Below are 17,537 nucleotides of genomic sequence, written 5' to 3'. Positions count from 1 at the left end.
CATCAGTAGTGTAGTTGATAAATGTGATATTGATCACGATACAAACTTAGTTTTCATATTTAGTCATAATGTATAAAATTTAGTCTGATTGAATAAGAAGAGAACGTAAATGAAGTAAGGATGCAGACGATGTTTATTTTATGAACTAGACCTATACTAAAATAGTTCTTGTAGAAATAGATCAAGAGCTTAAACTCATTTTTTAGCAGACGTATGTAGTAAAGGTGATAATTTGTTAGAACATCATTTTCGTAATTATATTGCAGGTAAATTAAATGCGTTAGGTATCAATAGTGATCCTTATGGCATGGAACTGACGATCGTATTTGTTCTAGTTGTTATTGGGATTGCAGCGATAAGTCACCTTATTACTCATCATATTATTGTTCGTACTATTAAAAATGTACTTCATCGTACAAATGAGCCTTTATCTCAGAGTTTTTCTAAATATAAGGTATTAGAGAAATTGACACTCTTTGTACCAATGATGGTGTTGGATCTATTTATTCCCCTTGCTCTTGGACATTATGAATTACTTTCAGCTATCGCAGATAAACTACTGAGTATTTCAATTTTAGTTATCTTTATAAGGATGGTATTTGCTCTATTAGATGCACTTAATGATGTCGCTAATGTCAAAGGTATTACTCGACGAATGCCAATAAAGAGTTTTGTTCAATTAACTAAACTGTTTACCTTTTTAGTGGGTTTGGTTGTGTCGATGTCAATTCTTGCTAATGAGTCCCCTGTAATATTCCTTAGTGGGTTAGGGGTAGCAACTGGTTTTGTCATGTTGGTGTTTAAAGATACCATTTTAGGTTTTGTCGCAGGCATACAGCTCTCGGCTAATCGGATGATTACGCTAAACGATTGGATAGAAATGGATGCGTATAAAGCAAATGGTACCGTTGAGGAGATTTCATTAACAACGGTTAAAGTCCGTAATTTTGATAATACAGTTAGTATGCTGCCTGCTTATGCCTTGGTGCAAAATGCGTTTATTAACTGGCAAGGCATGTCAGATTCAGGTGGCAGACGCATTAAACGAGCGCTAAACATTGATGTAAATTCAATTCGTTTTATGACCGATGATGAAATTGAATCATTAAAAGATATTCGAATCCTTAGAGAGTATTTGTTTGAGAAATCAAAAGAAATTAAAACCTTTAATGATGAGTTAGATGATATCCCACATCTGGGTAATACGCGTCAGATGACCAATATCGGTATTTTCCGTGCATATTTAGCCGCTTATTTACGAACACATAAAGATATTCATCCATATATGCTATTTATGGTTCGTCAGTTAGAACCAACTGCTGAAGGTCTCCCACTGCAGATTTATGCATTTACCAATAACACGGATTGGGTGTTTTATGAAAGTGTTCAAGCCGATATTTTTGATCATATATATTCTATTATGCCGTTATTTGGTTTGCGTCCATATCAAGCGTTAAGTGGACATGATGCTTTAGCTCTTTCCTCTACAAACCTTCACAATTAATTATGAATAAATGCTAGTGACTAACTGGCATTTTATCTATCAAGTTGTTTTTTGATAATTCTCGTATTCATTATATCCATGCATCCAGCATAAATTGTTTCTAATTGGTTAATCTTTCATCGTTCGCATACGAAAGTTTCGTATTTAAAACTAAAAAAAGGTTAAAAAAATACTAAGAAAATATTTAGACACATTAGCTGTACTTCTTCTTTATCTTTAATTATCAATATGATCTATTGATGATTTACTTTTTATTGTGTTTTTTGTTAATGTTTGATTCCGTTTGTTTTTAGTTATCGTTTATCTTGTTTTTAAATTGTTGCGTAACTGTCTGGTTTAGCAATGAACCAAAAAATAGACATCATTAAATGGAAATTAGAATGAACAAAAAATTGCTTGCCTTAGCTATTATCACTGCTTCTTCAAATGCGGTTGCTGTTGAATTGTATAATGAAGATGGAACAACATTTCATATTGGCGGACATGTATCTGTTGCTCTTGAAGGATCTGATGAAGGGGATACAGGTTTAACTGCCGTTTCTCCACGTATCAACTTTAATGCTACACACGATTTAGGCAATGGTTTCGTTGCCGACGCAAAAGGTGAATGGGCGCTAAATTATTTAGATGGTGGTGAAAACGCATTTACCACTCGTCTTGGCTACATTGGTGTTACTCATAATGATTTTGGTCGTATGGTTGCTGGTACACAATGGGCTCCTTATTACAGTGTTGCTGGCGTAGCGGATATGCCGATTGCTTTTGCGAATGATTTTATTTATGAAGATCATGGTAATTTAGGTACTGGCCGTGCAGAAGAAATGCTGAGCTATGGCAAAATGTTTGAGCTAGGTGATGCCGGAAAATTAGGTCTAGCTGCTGGTTGGCAAGGACGTAAATCAGATACGATTGACGGAACGGTTGCAGTAACGAATGATTATGGTAACCGTGGACAGGTTGCATTAAATTATCGTATTGCAGGTTTCTCTGCTAACTATGCATACAATACGGGTGACGTGAATTATGGACTTGGTAGCCAAGCGGTAACTTCTGAATCACACGTAATAAGTGGCACATATGGCACATATGGTTCAGGTTTATATGTAGCAGGTGTTTATGCGATGAATGAAAACATGAACAGTGATGCATCACCAATAAAATCTCTAATTGAAGACAGTTCAGCATACGAAGCGTTAATTGCTTATGCTCTAGATAACAGCTTAAACCTAAGCTTAAACTATGAATCAGTGGTGGATAATGATGCAAGTAAAACCGTTTATAGCACCTCTGCAATTCAAGCAGAATACAATTTCACTAAGAAGTTCGTTGGCTTTACCGGTTACCAAGTTGATCTAGGTAACGATTACAATAATAAAGAAGATAATAAATGGATGTTAGGTGCTCGTTATTACCTATAATCTTTATTGATTAAATCCATTACTTTCCTAATCAATCCAGTGTGCCTGCAAAGTACACTGGATTTTTTATGTTTAGAAAATAAATGCATAAATGATGGTGACTTACCGTAGGGTTAATATGAATGATTTGCTACAATCAGCCACCATTATTGTCTATGCATAGGTTCATCATGTCATTTGCGTCTCTAGGATTAACAGAACAAATCCTAACAACGGTTGCAGAATTAGGTTTTAAAGAAGCAACTCCCGTTCAGAAACAAGCTATTCCACTGGTATTACAAGGACATGATGTACTGGCTGGAGCACAAACAGGCACTGGTAAAACAGCAGCATTTGGTCTGCCACTGATCCAACGCTTGATTGAAAGTCCAATTGAACGTCATGAAGAATCCAAAGTGGTGCGAAGCTTAATTCTTACGCCTACTCGTGAATTAGCACAACAAGTTTTTGATAGTTTGGTAAGTTACACTCAAAATACCGAATTAAAGGTTGTAGTGGCATATGGCGGTACAAGTATTAATGTACAAAAAGAAAACTTGCTTGGTGGGGCAGATATATTAATCGCAACACCAGGGCGTTTGTTAGACCATCTGCATATAAAAACTATCACCTTAAATCAAGCTGAGTATTTAGTGTTAGATGAAGCTGACCGTATGTTAGATATGGGCTTTATTCCTGATATTAAAAAGATTCTGCGTAAAATGCCTGATGAACGTCAAACTCTGTTCTTCTCTGCAACTTTCAGTAAAAAAGTAAGAGAAATAGCTTATTACATGCTTAATAAGCCTAAAGAAGTACAGGTGACTCCAACGAACAGTACTGCTGATACGGTTGAGCAGATGGTTTATCCAGTAGATAAACATCGTAAGAGTGAACTATTGGCTTATTTAATTGGTTCTCGTAATTGGCAGCAAGTGTTGGTCTTTACTAAAACCAAACAAGGCTCTGACGAGTTAGTAAAAGAGCTAAAAAAAGATGGGATAAAAGCCGCTTCTATTAATGGAGATAAAAGCCAAGGAGCACGCCTGAGAGCTTTAGAAGAGTTTAAGACAGGTAAGGTTCGTGCATTAATAGCAACAGACGTTGCTGCTCGGGGTTTAGACATAGAACAACTTGAATGCGTAATTAACTATGAATTGCCATTTAAAGCAGAAGATTATGTACATCGTATAGGACGTACGGGTAGAGCTGGGCATACGGGTAAAGCTATCTCTTTAATGAGTATGGACGAAGAGTATTTATTAAAGGCAATCGAAACGTTATTAGATACACGTCTACCACAAGAGTGGTTACAAGGATATGAACCCGATCCGAATGCGCCATTAAAAGAAGATCGTCCAAGACAGAGTCGCGGCCGTTCTTCAGATAAACGAAAAATGAAAGCAAAATTAAAGATTCACGCAAATCGTGGAAAAAACAAACGATAAAGACAAATAAAAAAGGTGCGTATAGCGCCTTTTTTTAAATGTGAAATGTTGTGAGTGTGTGGGTATTTGTTAAAAATATTGCTAGTATCTATCGATTGCTTTGAAGTATTCTGTGATTTGATTCTAAAAAACGCAGTTGTTTCTCGTTTTTAATACAGATTCCATCTATTTGTAAATCAGTGTAAAAGAAGATTGATTATGAAAAGGTGGAGAGTATTATTCATCGAAAACTGAAGCCGCTTTTGGATTACTTTCCTTCAGTATTTGGAGTCTTTATGTCGCAAAGAGCACTTTCTGTACTTTGCTTGTTATTCTTATCTTATTCATCTTCATTGTTTGCAGAATCCTTTACGTTACCTATTTGGAAAGATGAAGCAGAAGCTCGTGGCTATGATTTACCAGAAGCATTTGGTTTAAACATCAGTTATATGAAACAAACTCAGGATATCTCAGTAGATAGCGTGGGTTTTGAAGGAACTATTCCTGCATTATTACCTTGGAATCCACCTCACCAAATTAGTGATTTAGTGGAAATTGAACCTATTGGAAACGGCAAACAAATGAGTGAAGTGTTGACATTACGAGGTGATGTTTGGCTTTTTCCTTTTTTGAATTTGTATGGAATCGTAGGTCAATTAAAAGGGTATTCGGAAACCACGATTAATGTTAAACCGTTTGGTAAAGAGGCGGGTATAAAAATGCCATTTCGCCTAGATTTAAATGGCACACTTTATGGCGCTGGTTTTGTATTAGCTGGTGGGTATAAAGATGTATTTGCTTTAGCAGATGCCAGTTATACGGAAACTGAGCTTAATGTTATTGATGGCACGATTAGCTCCATTGTTATTTCGCCACGTATTGGTTATGACTTTAATCGTTTAGGCGCACCACTTCGTCTGTGGGTGGGGGCTATGTATCAAGATGTAGAGCAATCATTATCAGGTAATTTAACTGATATTGGTTTAACTGGTAGTTTGGGTAGTCTTGTCGGTAAAGTGGATAACGGCCGTTTTAATGTTGAACAGCACCTAGTGACACCATGGAACCCTCTAATTGGTATGCAATATAAGCTACATGATCGATTGTATTTACTAGGTGAAGCAGGGCTTGGCGATCGTAAAAGTATTTTCTTTACCGTTGATATGCGATTTTAAACCATGACACTTTTAAAAATATCGACGGCAGTATTATTGAGCTGCTACACATTGTCGATCTCGGCAAAAGAAGAACCACAAAGTTGGGTCGACACTTTTCTTGAAGAATTAGGTTCATCTGAAGATATTGATGTTAGCCAAGGTGTTGATTGGGCAGTGTTACCTGGCCCTTTTGCTAACCCTGAGCAAGGCTTTGGTCTCGGTATTGCCGCTGTTGGCTTATATTCGCCATTAGAAGATAAAGACAGCGCTCCATTATCTACGGTTAGTATTACGGGTTATGGTTCGAGCTCTGGTTCATATGGAATAGGGATTAATAATCGCACTTATTTTGAGAATGATGAAATTCGATTTTTAGTTCAAGCAAAAGCAAGTCATACGCCCGAATACTATTGGGGGATTGGGAAAGAGCAAGCTGAGAATGAAGGAAACAAAACTTTAGTTGAAGCTGAAATCTTTGGGTTTACTCCGAAAATAGCGTATCAATTTTATCCTAATACCTATTTGCTAGCGGGTTTTGATTTGGAGAGCCACCGTAAGCAGACGACAGATTCGTTGCTTCTGAATTCAAAAGACTTAGAGGATACGCTCTTAACTGCAGCAACCATTAGCCTTGAATATGATAGCAGAGACTTTGAACTTAATGCATACAGCGGTACGTTACTTAGCATTAACTGGAATGAATACAGTAAGTCGCTAGGTTCGGATTATGAATTTAATAAAGCGACCTTTAACTATCGCCAATATTACAAAATAACCAGTGATACGGTACTTGCTTGGGAAGCATACAGTGAGACTGTACAAGGAGATGTTCCTTGGTTCGCTTTGTCTTCATTAGGCAGTGATAAGCGTATGCGAGGCTATTACAGCGGACAGTATAGAGATAATACACAAGCGTCAGCTCAAATCGAAGTGCGTCATCAGTTTAATCACCGACATGGCATGGTTGCATGGGTTGGTGGTGGTAATGTTGCTGATTCTTATCAACAGTTATTTGATAGTAAATGGTTACCTACGTATGGAGTAGGTTACCGCTTTGCTTTCAAGCCAAGAGTCAATGTCAGACTTGATTACGGTATAGGTAAAGATAGCCAAGCCGTATATTTTCAAATTAACGAAGCATTTTAAGGGCGGAAATATGAATAACAAAACTTTATTCATGATAGCGACCAGTCTTCTTTTCGGAAGCTCATTTTCAGTATATGCGGATGCTCCAGTTGGTGTGAGGCCATGCTGTGCATTTGGCACTAATTTACAAACAGAAGTAGGGGGGATTCCTGTCCCATTTGTCTCTGTAGAAAATGTATTAAATATTGATGATCTTGGTGATCATATATACAACGATGGTAGTCAAAGCGTAGCAAGCAGTTTGATGGGGCTTGGTGATGAGAGTAATGGTATTTTTTATTCTGAAAAAGGTGGATTTTTAGATTCCGCACACGTTCGTGATACCGCAGATTTTACTTACTATTTATATACTGAATTTAAAGCTCATTTAGGAACTGATTACTCGATTACCTTATCGCCTGAGTTAAAAGATAGAGTGATCCAATTAACTGAATCAAAAAGCAATTTTACACTTGAAGAGAAACAAAAGATCAGTGTGGAATTAGCGGCTTTAACTGCATATCGCCTTGCTCAATGGCATGAGATTGCTCAATGGTTTGGTATGGAATCGGTTGGAGGTTTCAAAGAATTGGCCTCTGCATTTTCGCCGGAAGATTTATATTCGAATATGCTTGGTGCAAAAATAGCGAGTTCTGTTATTGCTAAAAATCCCAATTTGTCTAAAGATGATTTCTCAAAAGCGATGACAAAAGCCATTGAAGCCAAATTTATTGAGCTTGGTGTAGTATCGAAAGAAGAGTCAAAAGCTCAAATCAAAAGCATGGATGGAGTATGGTGGGATAGCGATAAGCGCTTGCCAAACAAATGGGTTGTTATTCATCGTGAATATCATTTAGGGACAGATCTTCGACCAAATGGTTTTAAAAATGGGGTAGAAGAGAGCCTGTCAACGGAATATGAAGGTTTAGCAACGTTTAAGTTGATGCATAATAAAAATGATAATGCGTTTAATGCCTTACCTGAGGCTTTGAGAAATAAAGCTTATTGGACACCAAGCGATTTTCAAACGATAGCCGATTTTGCTCAAGCGCAAGACGAAAAAGAACAAGCAAAAAATAAATAAGATCACTTTATTAATAATAAAAAGCCCTGATTCGATTTCTCGCATCAGGGCTTTATTTTTAATCATACATTAAACAACTTACGCTTTTGCTTTACCCATATTTGGTGTCGTACCAAATTTTTCAGTGCTAAAGCCTTTAATTAGACTGACACACATCATAAGAAGAATAAACGTAAATGGCAGTGCTGTTGATACCGTACCTGCCTGTAGTGCTTGCATTGCTTCTGTACCACCAACCCACAGTAGTACCGCCGCAATCGATCCTTGAACCGTTGCCCAGAAAATACGCTGAGGAACTGGTGCATCAACTTTACCTCCAGCAGTAATACTGTCGATAACTAATGAGCCAGAATCTGATGATGTTACAAAGAACACCATAATCAGTACAATAGAAATAACCGAAAGGGCAGTGCTCATAGGAATCGCATCATACATATTAAACAGTGCCATAGTGATGTCTTGTAGACCATTCTCACCTAATTCACCGACTTTATTTACGACTTGTTCAATTGCAATTCCACCAAACGCAGACATCCATAATGCTGTTGCCAACGTTGGAATGATCATTACAGATATCAAGAATTGACGAACGGTACGACCTTTAGATACACGAGCAATGAACATACCTACGAATGGGGACCATGAAATCCACCAAGCCCAATAGAATACTGTCCAACCGTGCATCCAACCTTCATCTTCACGACCATGAGGATTACTCAGTGGAATGATGTTTTCAATATACCCTGTCACTGTTAATGGTAATGCACTCATTACATCAGAGAAACCAATGAAAATAATGAAGAATAATAAAGCAACAGCCACAAGCATGTTGACGTTACTTAATAGTTTTACACCGCCATCAATACCTCGTATTACCGAGATCATCGCAAGCATGGTCACGAAAATGATCACGCCAATTTGCATATTAACACCACCATCGGTACCAAATACGTGATTGATACCACCAGCTGCTTGTTGAGCTCCAAGACCAAGAGAGGTAGCAAGGCCAAATAGCGTTGCAAGTACCGTCATTATATCAATGATATGCCCAAACCAACCCCATGTTCTATCACCTAAAATTGGATAGAAGACAGAACGCATTGATAGCGGTAACCCTTTGTTAAAGGTAAAGAATGCTAAAGAGAGTGCGACTAAACCATATATTGCCCATGGGTGGATACCCCAGTGGTACATCGTCCCGCCTAATGCTAGTTTTTTAGCTTCTTCGGTAAATGGCTCAACATCTAGAGGAGTGCCATACCAATCAGTAAAATAAGCAAGCGGCTCAGCAACGCCATAGAACATTAAACCAATACCCATACCAGCAGCAAACAGCATTGCCATCCATGAGATTGTAGAGTGCTCAGGTTTTGCCTTGTCGCCACCAATGCGAATCTTTCCAAAAGGAGAAATGATCAGTGCTAAACAGAATATCAGGAAGATATTACTAGACCACATAAATAGGCCATCAAAATTGTTGATGATTTGCCACTTAACACCGTCGAGAAGAGATTTTGCTTCAGCTGGATCCATAACTAGAAGCACAGTAAGAAAAAGAATAATGGAACCAGCACTAATACCAAAAACCTGATTATGAATATCAAAACCCCATTTTTGGATATTGTCCTGTCCAACCTCGTAGTCAGTACTGTCTATACTGTACTTATCCGTAGTACTCATGCGTCCTCACATTAAAATATAATGGCTCCCATTGGAGACCATTAAACGACTGCAACATCAATGTAACAGCTTTTTTCATGAGGATAATATCAGAGTTAAGAATGCAATAACATATATAATTTATTTGTTGATATAAGTAAAAACGCCTTAAAACAGTAATTTAAGGCGTTTTTTATACAGCATAAAAGTAGTGATTAGTGGTCGAGGTATAAATAGTTTTGCCAAGACTTCATACGAATTAATACTTTACGCATAATTGAAACATGTTCGAAGCTATCAGAGTAAACGGAAATCTCAGCGTTTGAACCAGCTGGAAGGTGAAATTCCGATACATCATCAGTCAGTTTCAGTTTTACTAATGCTCGACCATTTGTACGGATTGCATTTGTTCCTAAAAGGGCTCCAGATGCTTGGATTTGACCTTCACCAATTGCAGGAATAACTTCGACGACTTCTCCTTTAAACACACGTCCAGGAATCGCTCTGAAAAGAAACTCAGCTTCAAAGCCTGCTTGTAATCGTTGTAATGAGTTTTGTCTGAAAGCACCAACAAAGTATTGATCTTCTGTGTGTACAAACGTCATTACAGGACGAAGTGGGATAGGGACGGCCATCATTCCTGGGCGAAGTGCCATCTGAGTTACATATCCATCAGTTGGTGCTTTAACAACAGTTTCGTCAAGGTTAAATTGCGCTTGTTCTAACTCTGCACGCATACGAGCTACTGTGGTATTTTCACCATTTATTTCAGATTCTAGTGCCAGTTTTGCTTGTTGCTCTTGAGCTTGGACTGATTCTAACGTTGCTTCAGATGCTTTGTAGGTTTGTTTACGAGTATCAAGTTGTTGAGCAGTGAAAGCGCCTTTTTTATAGCCTTTTTCATAACGTTTAAATTCACGATAGGCTTTATCTTTATCCGCTGTTGCTTTTATTGTGTTTGATTGTGCTGATTTATAAACCGACTCTAATTGAAGAGCAGCTTGCTCGGCTTCACTTAAAGCAGCTTGTTTACGAACAACTTCAGCTTGAAAAGGAATTGGGTCAATTTTAAATAAAACATCGCCCGCAGCAACAGGTTGGTTAGGCGTTACATTAACCTCTATAACTTTCCCCTTAACACTTGGGACAATTGGCGTGGTTACATAAAATTGCCCACCAAACTGAGTAAATGGATGGTTGTAGTTCATCAATAAGACTAGAGTGCCAACTAATACAACACCACCTAAACCTGCGGTAGGAACTGTCCATTTGTTTAGTGGAATATTAAAGATTTTAAATATCGCGATACATAAAGCGGTGTACGTCAAAATAAGCAATAAATCCATTATGCTTGCTCCTCTTGAGATGGTTTTTGAGGCGCTTGTTTAACTTGATTGACTTCTATTTGAGAAAGCTTTTCAGTTAATAGCTCTACTTGATCATTAAGATGATTAACGCGAGTTTGTAGCTCTAATTGATTGTTTTCGATTTTATGGAAGCCCCAACCACGGTCTTCACGCCATAGCGTTGCCCAGATCCAAAGAAATGGCCATAAAACATGAAGTGTAAATAGACTTACCCAGCCAGCGACATGAATAGCATCAGAATGTGGGTGATTGCGTTTGTGAGCTATTTCATAAGGGATATCATGAATGACAATGATGCCATAGAAAATGACAAGGGCAACGAAGACCAATAAACCAAGTGCAAAATAATCTAAAAACATAAACGTATCCTTGTTTATCTTTATTGTTAACAAAAACTATATTTTTTAATAACTTGAGTTTGGCATTTGTAAGAACAATACGCAAGGTTAATAAGTTTTTAGAATAAAAAAAACCGACTGCAGTCAAAATGAGTCGGTTTTTCGAGTGTTTTTAAGCAAAGGTTAAGTTATTCACTTACACAGTTACGTCCACCTTCTTTAGCTCTATATAAAGCTTCGTCGGCTGCTTTAATAACGAGTTGTGGCTTTCTTAAATCTTCACTATCAGCAACACCAATACTGATGGTTACGTTTACGACTTTTGTTTTATTCGCTTTACCACGCTTAGCTTGTCCTTCTTTGTTATCTTTAGGACGAGTAGAAGTATCACGAATAATTAAATCATAATCAGCGATGTCTTCTCGTAACTCCTCAAGATATTCTAAACTTTGCTTTGCTGTTTTACCTTTAAATAAAACCGTAAATTCTTCACCACCATAACGATAAACTTTTGCGTTACCACCAGTTTGTGCCATGATGCTTGCAACTAACTTAAGCACGTCATCACCAGTATCGTGCCCATAGGTATCATTGAATTTCTTGAAATGGTCAACGTCAAGCATTGCAATGGTATAGGTGCGACCAAGGTGTTTCATTTCAGATTCTAGAGCTCGTCGGCCCGGAATTCCCGTTAACTGATCAATAAACGCTAACTCATGACTTGCTGTAATGATATAGAGTAGAAGCAGTAACCCTGCAATTGAAAACATGGTGCTTGAAATATAATCAACACTAAATAATGAAAAAGTAAGTGATGAATACAGCAGACACGTATAAGACGCTAAATCCGTATTATTGCTTCGAGTTAAAACGAAAATAGCGGATAAACCACACATCACTATACTATAAAGAACAACGATAACAGGTAAAGGCGAAATTTCTGGAATATTGAGCAAATAGGTTTGCCATATTTCAGTCATGTCATTATCGGCAAAGTGTACTGTGATTATCCAACACCAGAAAAACATGAAGACTAATATACATAAATAGCCAGCGCCAAACTTAGAGAAAATTCGACGCTCAGGGAAAATGAATGTAGCCATCATGCAGATCGGCAATAAAAAGGCGGTTAATGTAAATTCAATTCGTGTCGTACCGTATGATAATGGTACTTGCAACCTTTCTTGAATTATCCAATAAGCGATAGCCATGCTTATCGCTATCATACCAATACGCCCTTGGTTAAAAGGCTGACTTAGTAATAAAACAATAGATAATACAATATAGGGCAGTATATAGGAGAACCCTTGATTCTCAGATGAGAGTTGGATTATGCCATCCATTCCAGTAATCACAGATACAACTATGATAATAGGCAGCAATAATTTGAATAAAGGATGGCTGAGAAGGTTAAAAGACATTATTTTTTTAACTAATCCTATAAAACTAAAAAAGAAAGAGTGTGTCACTGAACTGATAAGACAATTTGTTATTCTATCAATAACGTGACTCTATTCATATGCTTACGATACACTTAATGCATTAAACAACAACAAGGTGCCTCTATGGAATCAAACATTCATAATTATATGGAAGTACTCGTCAATAAACGATTTTTTGCATTGGAATTCCACCAGATTTATACGCTTGATCAAATCACAGATATGAAGTGTATTGCTTTAAATCAGCTTCCTACACTTTATATTCGTTATAGCTTGGATATGTTAGCGGCAACATCCCAGAAAAAATTAATGCAATATAACGAAATGGTTGCAGCTGCGGTTGAAAATGCAGAAAAAATGATCGCGAATGATAGAAGAGAAAGAAAAGACGATTTTGAAGATATCGTTGTTTATCGGTCAAAAGATCGTTTTCAATTGGAAGATGAAGAGGAGTCATTTTCAGGAAAACTGAATTTAGATTAGTATTTAGTAATAAAAAGAAAACCCATACCGATAAGTATGGGTTTTTGTTTTGTACGAAAATAAAGATTATTTATGCGTTTGCATTTGTTGTTTTATCTTCACTTTCAACAACTGGTGCTTCCTCTGATTCAGGAGCAGGAAAAGCCTGAAGTGGTTTAGCAACCATATTACGAGTGTCTTCTTTTACTTCAGCTAATACGACTGGAAGTTGATCGCCAAGTTTAAACGTTTCATGTTTATCAATAGAGATAATACCTTGGTCAGCATTACATTCGATACGTTCTTTATTATCAACGATTAATGAACCAGGAATAAATGCTGCTGCGCCGTTTTCAATTAAACGCACACGCATACCTGCACGGTTGATATCAAAGATTTCCGCTGTGAACTTAGTTTCTTTTTCAACTTCTGATGCTAATGTTCGACAATATAACCAATCACTTACATTTCGTTCTGCCATACGATGGAAGCGGCGGCTAAGTGCTAGTTCTTCTCCAACGATATCATCAGGACGTTGAACAGGCTCTTTTCCTAAAATATGAGCTTTAAGCATACGATGGTTGATCATATCGCTGTATTTACGGATTGGAGAAGTCCATGTTGCGTAAATATCTAATCCCATAGCATAGTGAGGTAGTGGTTCATTACCTGTTTCGCTGTAGGTTTGGAATTTGCGAATACGAGCATCTAAATAAGACGTAGGTTGCTTTCCTAATAGACGACGTAATTCACTAAAGCCTTCAAGAGTAGCAATTTGTTCTTCCGTAAATTCTACACCGTCTAATTGATTAACTATTTCAACAACGTCTTTTAATTTGTCAGATTTGATACCAGCATGAGAGTTAAATACGCCCATATTAAATGCGGCACGTAATGTTTTACCTGCACAAATGTTTGCCGTTACCATTGCTTCTTCAACAAGCTTGTTCGCTGTACGGCGCATATCAGCATGGATAGCGATAACATCGTTGTCTTCGCTTAATTCAAAACGGTAATCAGGACGATCTGGGAAAATAACCGCGTGAGTTTCTCTCCAAGTTGTACGTACTTGAGCAAACTCATACAGTTCAGTAACGACTTGTGCGATGGTGTCATTTGGTTGCCATTTATCACAAGAGCCCGTTTCTAAGAAATCAGAAACATGGTCATAAGCTAAACGAGCATGTGATTTGATCGTTGCTGCAAAAAAGTTGATGCTTTCTTCTTGGATATTGCCGTTAGCATCAACCAGTACTGTACAGCAAAGAGCAGGGCGTTCTTGGCCTTCAATTAAAGAACATAACTCATCACTTAAATCACGAGGTAACATAGGAATATTACGACCCGGTAGGTAGATCGTATAACCACGTTCACGTGCCACTTTATCCATACTGTCATCTGGTGTGATATAAGCGGTAGGATCTGCAATAGCAATAGTTAGTTCAAATGAACCATTTTCAAGCTTTTTGATATATAACGCATCATCCATATCTTTGGTTGATTCGCCATCAATAGTTACGAATGGGGTTGCTGTCATATCGACACGAACTAAATCAGCGTCGTCTTTAATTTCCCAATGCTCAATACCCTCAGGCTCTGAGTTAGGTAAATCGTTTTGAGCTAGAGTTACCCACCAAGGTGCAATCTTGTCATCACTGTCAGTGATTTTATGGGTAATATCACATTGAAAGCCTTGATCCCCTTTTAATGGGTGTTGAGTTAACTCTGCAACAACCCAGTCACCTTCTTTAAGTGTCTCAGGGTTTACGCCTTTGCGAGTCTTTGCCTTAATAGCATTTTTTAAACTAGGGTGATCAGGCATTACTTGTAGACGTTTTTTAAACATCTGAATACGGCCAATAAATCGTGTAATTGATTGTTCGATTAATTGATCCGGTTCTGCTTGCTCTTTTTCATTCTCTGTACGAATAAGAGCCACTACTTTGTCACCATGCATAACTTTTTTCATTTGTGCTGGTGGGATAAAGATGCTTTTTTTCTTATCATCTGATTCTAAGAAGCCAAAGCCACGTTCAGTTGCTTTGATGGTGCCTTCTTTTTTTGGGAGTTTTTCTTGTATTTGCTGCTTCAATTGCGCAAGTAGTGGGTTATCTTGAAACATGAGCCTTCATTATAATAGAGAAATAACGAAGTAATTTTACTATTGCACCTAATTGATTACTAGAAAACTTGGACGAAATGTACAAAAAAGAACATTTAAAGTACAAAAAACTACCAAATCTAAGAAAATGAAGCTAAATTTGTGAACTCGCTCAATTTTTTCTGGTAATTCTTGCCGTATTAGGGCATTATGCGCGCCCTGAGTTAATCCACTTTCTATAATTTAAGTTGAATTAACCTGTCCTGTCCCGAGAGCTTGTGTGTGTGTATGGAACTTGCTGAGCAAATGGGACCTTTTTTATATGATTAATTATTGGGATCCCAATGTCAGAATCTATTACTGAATTTCGCCAACTGGCTTTAGACGAGTCAATCTTATCTGCACTTGATGATATGGGCTTTGTAGCTCCAACTCCTATTCAAGCAGCTTCGATTCCTCTACTTCTAGAAGGCCGTGATGCTCTTGGTAAAGCGCAAACAGGTACTGGTAAAACAGCTGCATTCTCTTTACCACTATTAAACAAAATCAATCTTAAGCAACATAACCCACAAGCAATTATCATGGCTCCAACGCGTGAACTTGCTATTCAGGTTGCTGCTGAAGTTAAAAACCTTGGTCGTAACATCAAGGGTCTTAAAGTTTTAGAGATCTACGGTGGTGCATCTATCGTTGATCAAATGCGTGCTCTAAGCCGCGGTGCTCATATCATCGTTGGTACTCCTGGCCGTGTTAAAGATTTATTAAACCGTGACCGTCTAAACCTAGGCGAAGTTCATACGTTCATCCTAGATGAAGCAGATGAAATGCTTAAAATGGGCTTTGTTGATGATGTAACTTGGATTCTTGAAAAAGCACCAGATACAGCTCAACGTATCCTATTCTCTGCAACTATGCCTCCAATGGTTAAAACAATTGTTGACCGTTACCTACGTGATCCTGCTCGTGTTGACGTTGCTGGTACTAACCACACTGTTGATAAAGTAGAGCAAAACTTCTGGGTTGTTAAAGGCGTAGAAAAAGACGAAGCAATGTCTCGTCTACTTGAAACTGAAGAAACTGATGCATCAATCGTATTCGTTCGTACTCGTCAAGATACTGAGCGTCTAGCTGATTGGTTATCTGCTCGTGGCTTTAAAGCTGCTGCACTGCACGGTGATATTCCTCAGTCTCAACGTGAACGTACTGTTGATAACATCAAAAATGGCGTTATCGATATTCTAGTTGCTACTGACGTAGTTGCTCGTGGTCTTGATGTTCCACGTATTACTCACGTATTCAACTACGATATCCCATTTGATGTTGAGTCTTACATCCACCGTATCGGTCGTACAGGTCGTGCAGGACGTAAAGGTAAAGCGATTCTTTTAGTTCGCACAAACCAAATGCGTATGCTTCGCACAATTGAGCGTGTAACTAAGTCAACTATGGAAGAAATTCAACTTCCACACCGTGACCAAGTTGCTGAATCTCGTCTAGCTGCATTAGCTGCTGAGCTTCAAGCTGATAAAGAATTCGTTGCTCTTGATGCGTTTACTGATTTAATCAATAAACTTCAAGAAACATTAGAAATTGATGCAACTACTATTGCTGCTATGCTTCTTAAGCGTCAACAAGGTAAGCGTCCTTTATTCTACAAAGGTCCAGACCCAATGATCGCAGCTATGGAACGTGCGAAGAACCGTCGTTCTGATCGTGGCGAACGTGGTGAACGCGGCGGCCGTGGTGATCGTCCTGAGCGTGGTGAACGTCGTCAATACAATAACGATGATTTCGATACGTACCAATTAGAAGTTGGTCGTGAGCAAGGCGTACAAGTTAAAGACATCGTAGGTGCTCTAGCTAACGAACTTGGTTTCACTAAAGGTTCTATCGGTGCAATCAAACTTGCTCCTGGCCACACATATGTACAACTTCCTAAGAAAATGTCTGCAGATGTTGCTGGCAAACTTAAGAAACTACGTATTCGTCAAAACGAAACAAAAGCGGTTGTTGTTGAAGGTGTTGACCTAACAATCGAACGTCGTCCACGTACTGGTGGTGGCCGTGATGAAAACCGTGGCGGTAACAGCCGTGGTGGTTACCGTGGTAATCGTGAAGGCGGAAACCGTGAAGGTGGCCGTGGTGGCGAACGTCGTTTTGATCGCAACAAAGGTGGTGATCACCGTGGTAGTCACCGTGGCGAGCGTGCACCAGGCGGTCGTGGCCGTGGTCGCAGCGAGCGTAGCGAAGGTTAATCCTTAGCAAAGAATTAAAATAAAAACCGAGCTCATGTAGCTCGGTTTTTTTATGTCTGTATAAAATGGTTTTATATTGTTTCAAGATCATGAAAAAGTATATAAAGACAATAACAGTGTGTCGTTAATGTCTTAACTATATGATTAGAGCGGGCAAATAGGCGATGGTGATTTAATTATTTATAATTGAAATAGTTGTTTCTGTTTTCAATAAATAGT

13 protein-coding genes are annotated in these 17,537 nt (G+C 38.2%); 8 read left to right on the top strand and 5 right to left on the bottom strand.

Translation table 11 applies throughout. The features are described 5' to 3' along the window. Positions 1 to 232: 232 nt before the first annotated feature. From AVFI_RS19605 to AVFI_RS19580, 6 genes are all read left to right on the top strand, one after another. Positions 233 to 1,504: a mechanosensitive ion channel family protein gene (locus tag AVFI_RS19605; protein WP_054775793.1), complete on the top strand. Its 1,272-nt coding sequence runs from the start codon at positions 233 to 235 to the stop codon at positions 1,502 to 1,504. Positions 1,505 to 1,884: 380 nt separating this feature from the next. After that, positions 1,885 to 2,922, top strand: a complete 1,038-nt coding sequence (locus AVFI_RS19600) for a porin (RefSeq protein ID WP_054775794.1) — start codon at positions 1,885 to 1,887, stop codon at positions 2,920 to 2,922. 170 nt (positions 2,923 to 3,092) lie between these two features. After that, positions 3,093 to 4,349 (top strand): DEAD/DEAH box helicase, encoded by a 1,257-nt coding sequence (locus tag AVFI_RS19595; RefSeq protein ID WP_065604760.1) that lies wholly within the window; start codon positions 3,093 to 3,095, stop codon positions 4,347 to 4,349. A gap of 275 nt (positions 4,350 to 4,624) precedes the next feature. Then, a complete protein-coding gene (locus AVFI_RS19590) occupies positions 4,625 to 5,503 on the top strand; it encodes a hypothetical protein (protein ID WP_005422407.1) in 879 nt (292 codons plus the stop codon). A gap of 3 nt (positions 5,504 to 5,506) precedes the next feature. Continuing rightward, positions 5,507 to 6,631: a BamA/TamA family outer membrane protein gene (locus tag AVFI_RS19585; RefSeq protein ID WP_054775795.1), complete on the top strand. Its 1,125-nt coding sequence runs from the start codon at positions 5,507 to 5,509 to the stop codon at positions 6,629 to 6,631. 10 nt (positions 6,632 to 6,641) lie between these two features. Then, on the top strand, positions 6,642 to 7,694 hold the full coding sequence (locus AVFI_RS19580; RefSeq protein WP_188863681.1) for a DUF4056 domain-containing protein: 1,053 nt from the start codon (positions 6,642 to 6,644) through the stop codon (positions 7,692 to 7,694). A gap of 78 nt (positions 7,695 to 7,772) precedes the next feature. On the opposite strand, the gene AVFI_RS19575 is transcribed toward AVFI_RS19580, so the two are convergent. From AVFI_RS19575 to AVFI_RS19560, 4 genes are all read right to left on the bottom strand, one after another. After that, positions 7,773 to 9,374 (bottom strand): BCCT family transporter, encoded by a 1,602-nt coding sequence (locus tag AVFI_RS19575; protein WP_054775796.1) that lies wholly within the window; start codon positions 9,372 to 9,374, stop codon positions 7,773 to 7,775. A gap of 194 nt (positions 9,375 to 9,568) precedes the next feature. Further along, positions 9,569 to 10,699: an HlyD family secretion protein gene (locus tag AVFI_RS19570; RefSeq protein ID WP_012535265.1), complete on the bottom strand. Its 1,131-nt coding sequence runs from the start codon at positions 10,697 to 10,699 to the stop codon at positions 9,569 to 9,571. Next, positions 10,699 to 11,079 carry a DUF3302 domain-containing protein gene (locus tag AVFI_RS19565; protein ID WP_005422416.1) on the bottom strand — a complete coding sequence of 127 codons (381 nt, stop codon included), beginning with the start codon at positions 11,077 to 11,079 and terminating at the stop codon, positions 10,699 to 10,701. Before AVFI_RS19565 ends, AVFI_RS19570 begins: the two co-directional genes overlap by 1 nt. 167 nt (positions 11,080 to 11,246) lie before the next feature. Beyond that, positions 11,247 to 12,479 carry a GGDEF domain-containing protein gene (locus AVFI_RS19560; protein WP_054775797.1) on the bottom strand — a complete coding sequence of 411 codons (1,233 nt, stop codon included), beginning with the start codon at positions 12,477 to 12,479 and terminating at the stop codon, positions 11,247 to 11,249. A 144-nt stretch (positions 12,480 to 12,623) separates the two neighbouring features. On the opposite strand from AVFI_RS19560, the gene AVFI_RS19555 reads away from it, so the two are divergent. Continuing rightward, the gene (locus tag AVFI_RS19555) at positions 12,624 to 12,983 is read left to right on the top strand and encodes a late competence development ComFB family protein (protein ID WP_012535111.1); all 360 of its coding nucleotides are present in this window, start codon (positions 12,624 to 12,626) and stop codon (positions 12,981 to 12,983) included. Positions 12,984 to 13,053: 70 nt separating this feature from the next. Here the strand turns inward: AVFI_RS19555 and AVFI_RS19550 are convergent, their stop codons facing one another. Further along, entirely contained in the window at positions 13,054 to 15,084 is a 2,031-nt protein-coding gene (locus AVFI_RS19550) for an exoribonuclease II (RefSeq protein ID WP_012535571.1), read from the bottom strand. Positions 15,085 to 15,407: 323 nt separating this feature from the next. Between AVFI_RS19550 and AVFI_RS19545 the strand changes: the two genes are divergently transcribed. Further along, complete coding sequence (locus AVFI_RS19545) at positions 15,408 to 17,318, top strand: DEAD/DEAH box helicase (protein ID WP_005422424.1); 1,911 nt, start codon at positions 15,408 to 15,410, stop codon at positions 17,316 to 17,318. The last annotated feature ends 219 nt before the right edge of the window (positions 17,319 to 17,537 follow it).

This window comes from Aliivibrio fischeri ATCC 7744 = JCM 18803 = DSM 507, assembly GCF_023983475.1.
GTDB classification, from domain to species: Bacteria; Pseudomonadota; Gammaproteobacteria; order Enterobacterales; family Vibrionaceae; genus Aliivibrio; species Aliivibrio fischeri.
The sequence above is the reverse complement of the archived record's forward strand: the minus strand, read 5'-3'. Positions and strand labels throughout refer to the sequence as shown.

Excerpts from the sequence above, each read along its gene's own strand:
- AVFI_RS19600 (WP_054775794.1), top strand. The coding sequence starts at position 1,885 with ATGAACAAAAAATTGCTTGCCTTAGCTATTATCACTGCTTCTTCAAAT.
- AVFI_RS19595 (WP_065604760.1), top strand. The coding sequence starts at position 3,093 with ATGTCATTTGCGTCTCTAGGATTAACAGAACAAATCCTAACAACGGTT.
- AVFI_RS19590 (WP_005422407.1), top strand. The coding sequence starts at position 4,625 with ATGTCGCAAAGAGCACTTTCTGTACTTTGCTTGTTATTCTTATCTTAT.
- AVFI_RS19585 (WP_054775795.1), top strand. The coding sequence starts at position 5,507 with ATGACACTTTTAAAAATATCGACGGCAGTATTATTGAGCTGCTACACA.
- AVFI_RS19580 (WP_188863681.1), top strand. The coding sequence starts at position 6,642 with ATGAATAACAAAACTTTATTCATGATAGCGACCAGTCTTCTTTTCGGA.
- AVFI_RS19575 (WP_054775796.1), bottom strand. The coding sequence starts at position 9,374 with ATGAGTACTACGGATAAGTACAGTATAGACAGTACTGACTACGAGGTT.
- AVFI_RS19570 (WP_012535265.1), bottom strand. The coding sequence starts at position 10,699 with ATGGATTTATTGCTTATTTTGACGTACACCGCTTTATGTATCGCGATA.
- AVFI_RS19565 (WP_005422416.1), bottom strand. The coding sequence starts at position 11,079 with ATGTTTTTAGATTATTTTGCACTTGGTTTATTGGTCTTCGTTGCCCTT.
- AVFI_RS19560 (WP_054775797.1), bottom strand. The coding sequence starts at position 12,479 with ATGTCTTTTAACCTTCTCAGCCATCCTTTATTCAAATTATTGCTGCCT.
- AVFI_RS19555 (WP_012535111.1), top strand. The coding sequence starts at position 12,624 with ATGGAATCAAACATTCATAATTATATGGAAGTACTCGTCAATAAACGA.
- AVFI_RS19550 (WP_012535571.1), bottom strand. The coding sequence starts at position 15,084 with ATGTTTCAAGATAACCCACTACTTGCGCAATTGAAGCAGCAAATACAA.
- AVFI_RS19545 (WP_005422424.1), top strand. The coding sequence starts at position 15,408 with ATGTCAGAATCTATTACTGAATTTCGCCAACTGGCTTTAGACGAGTCA.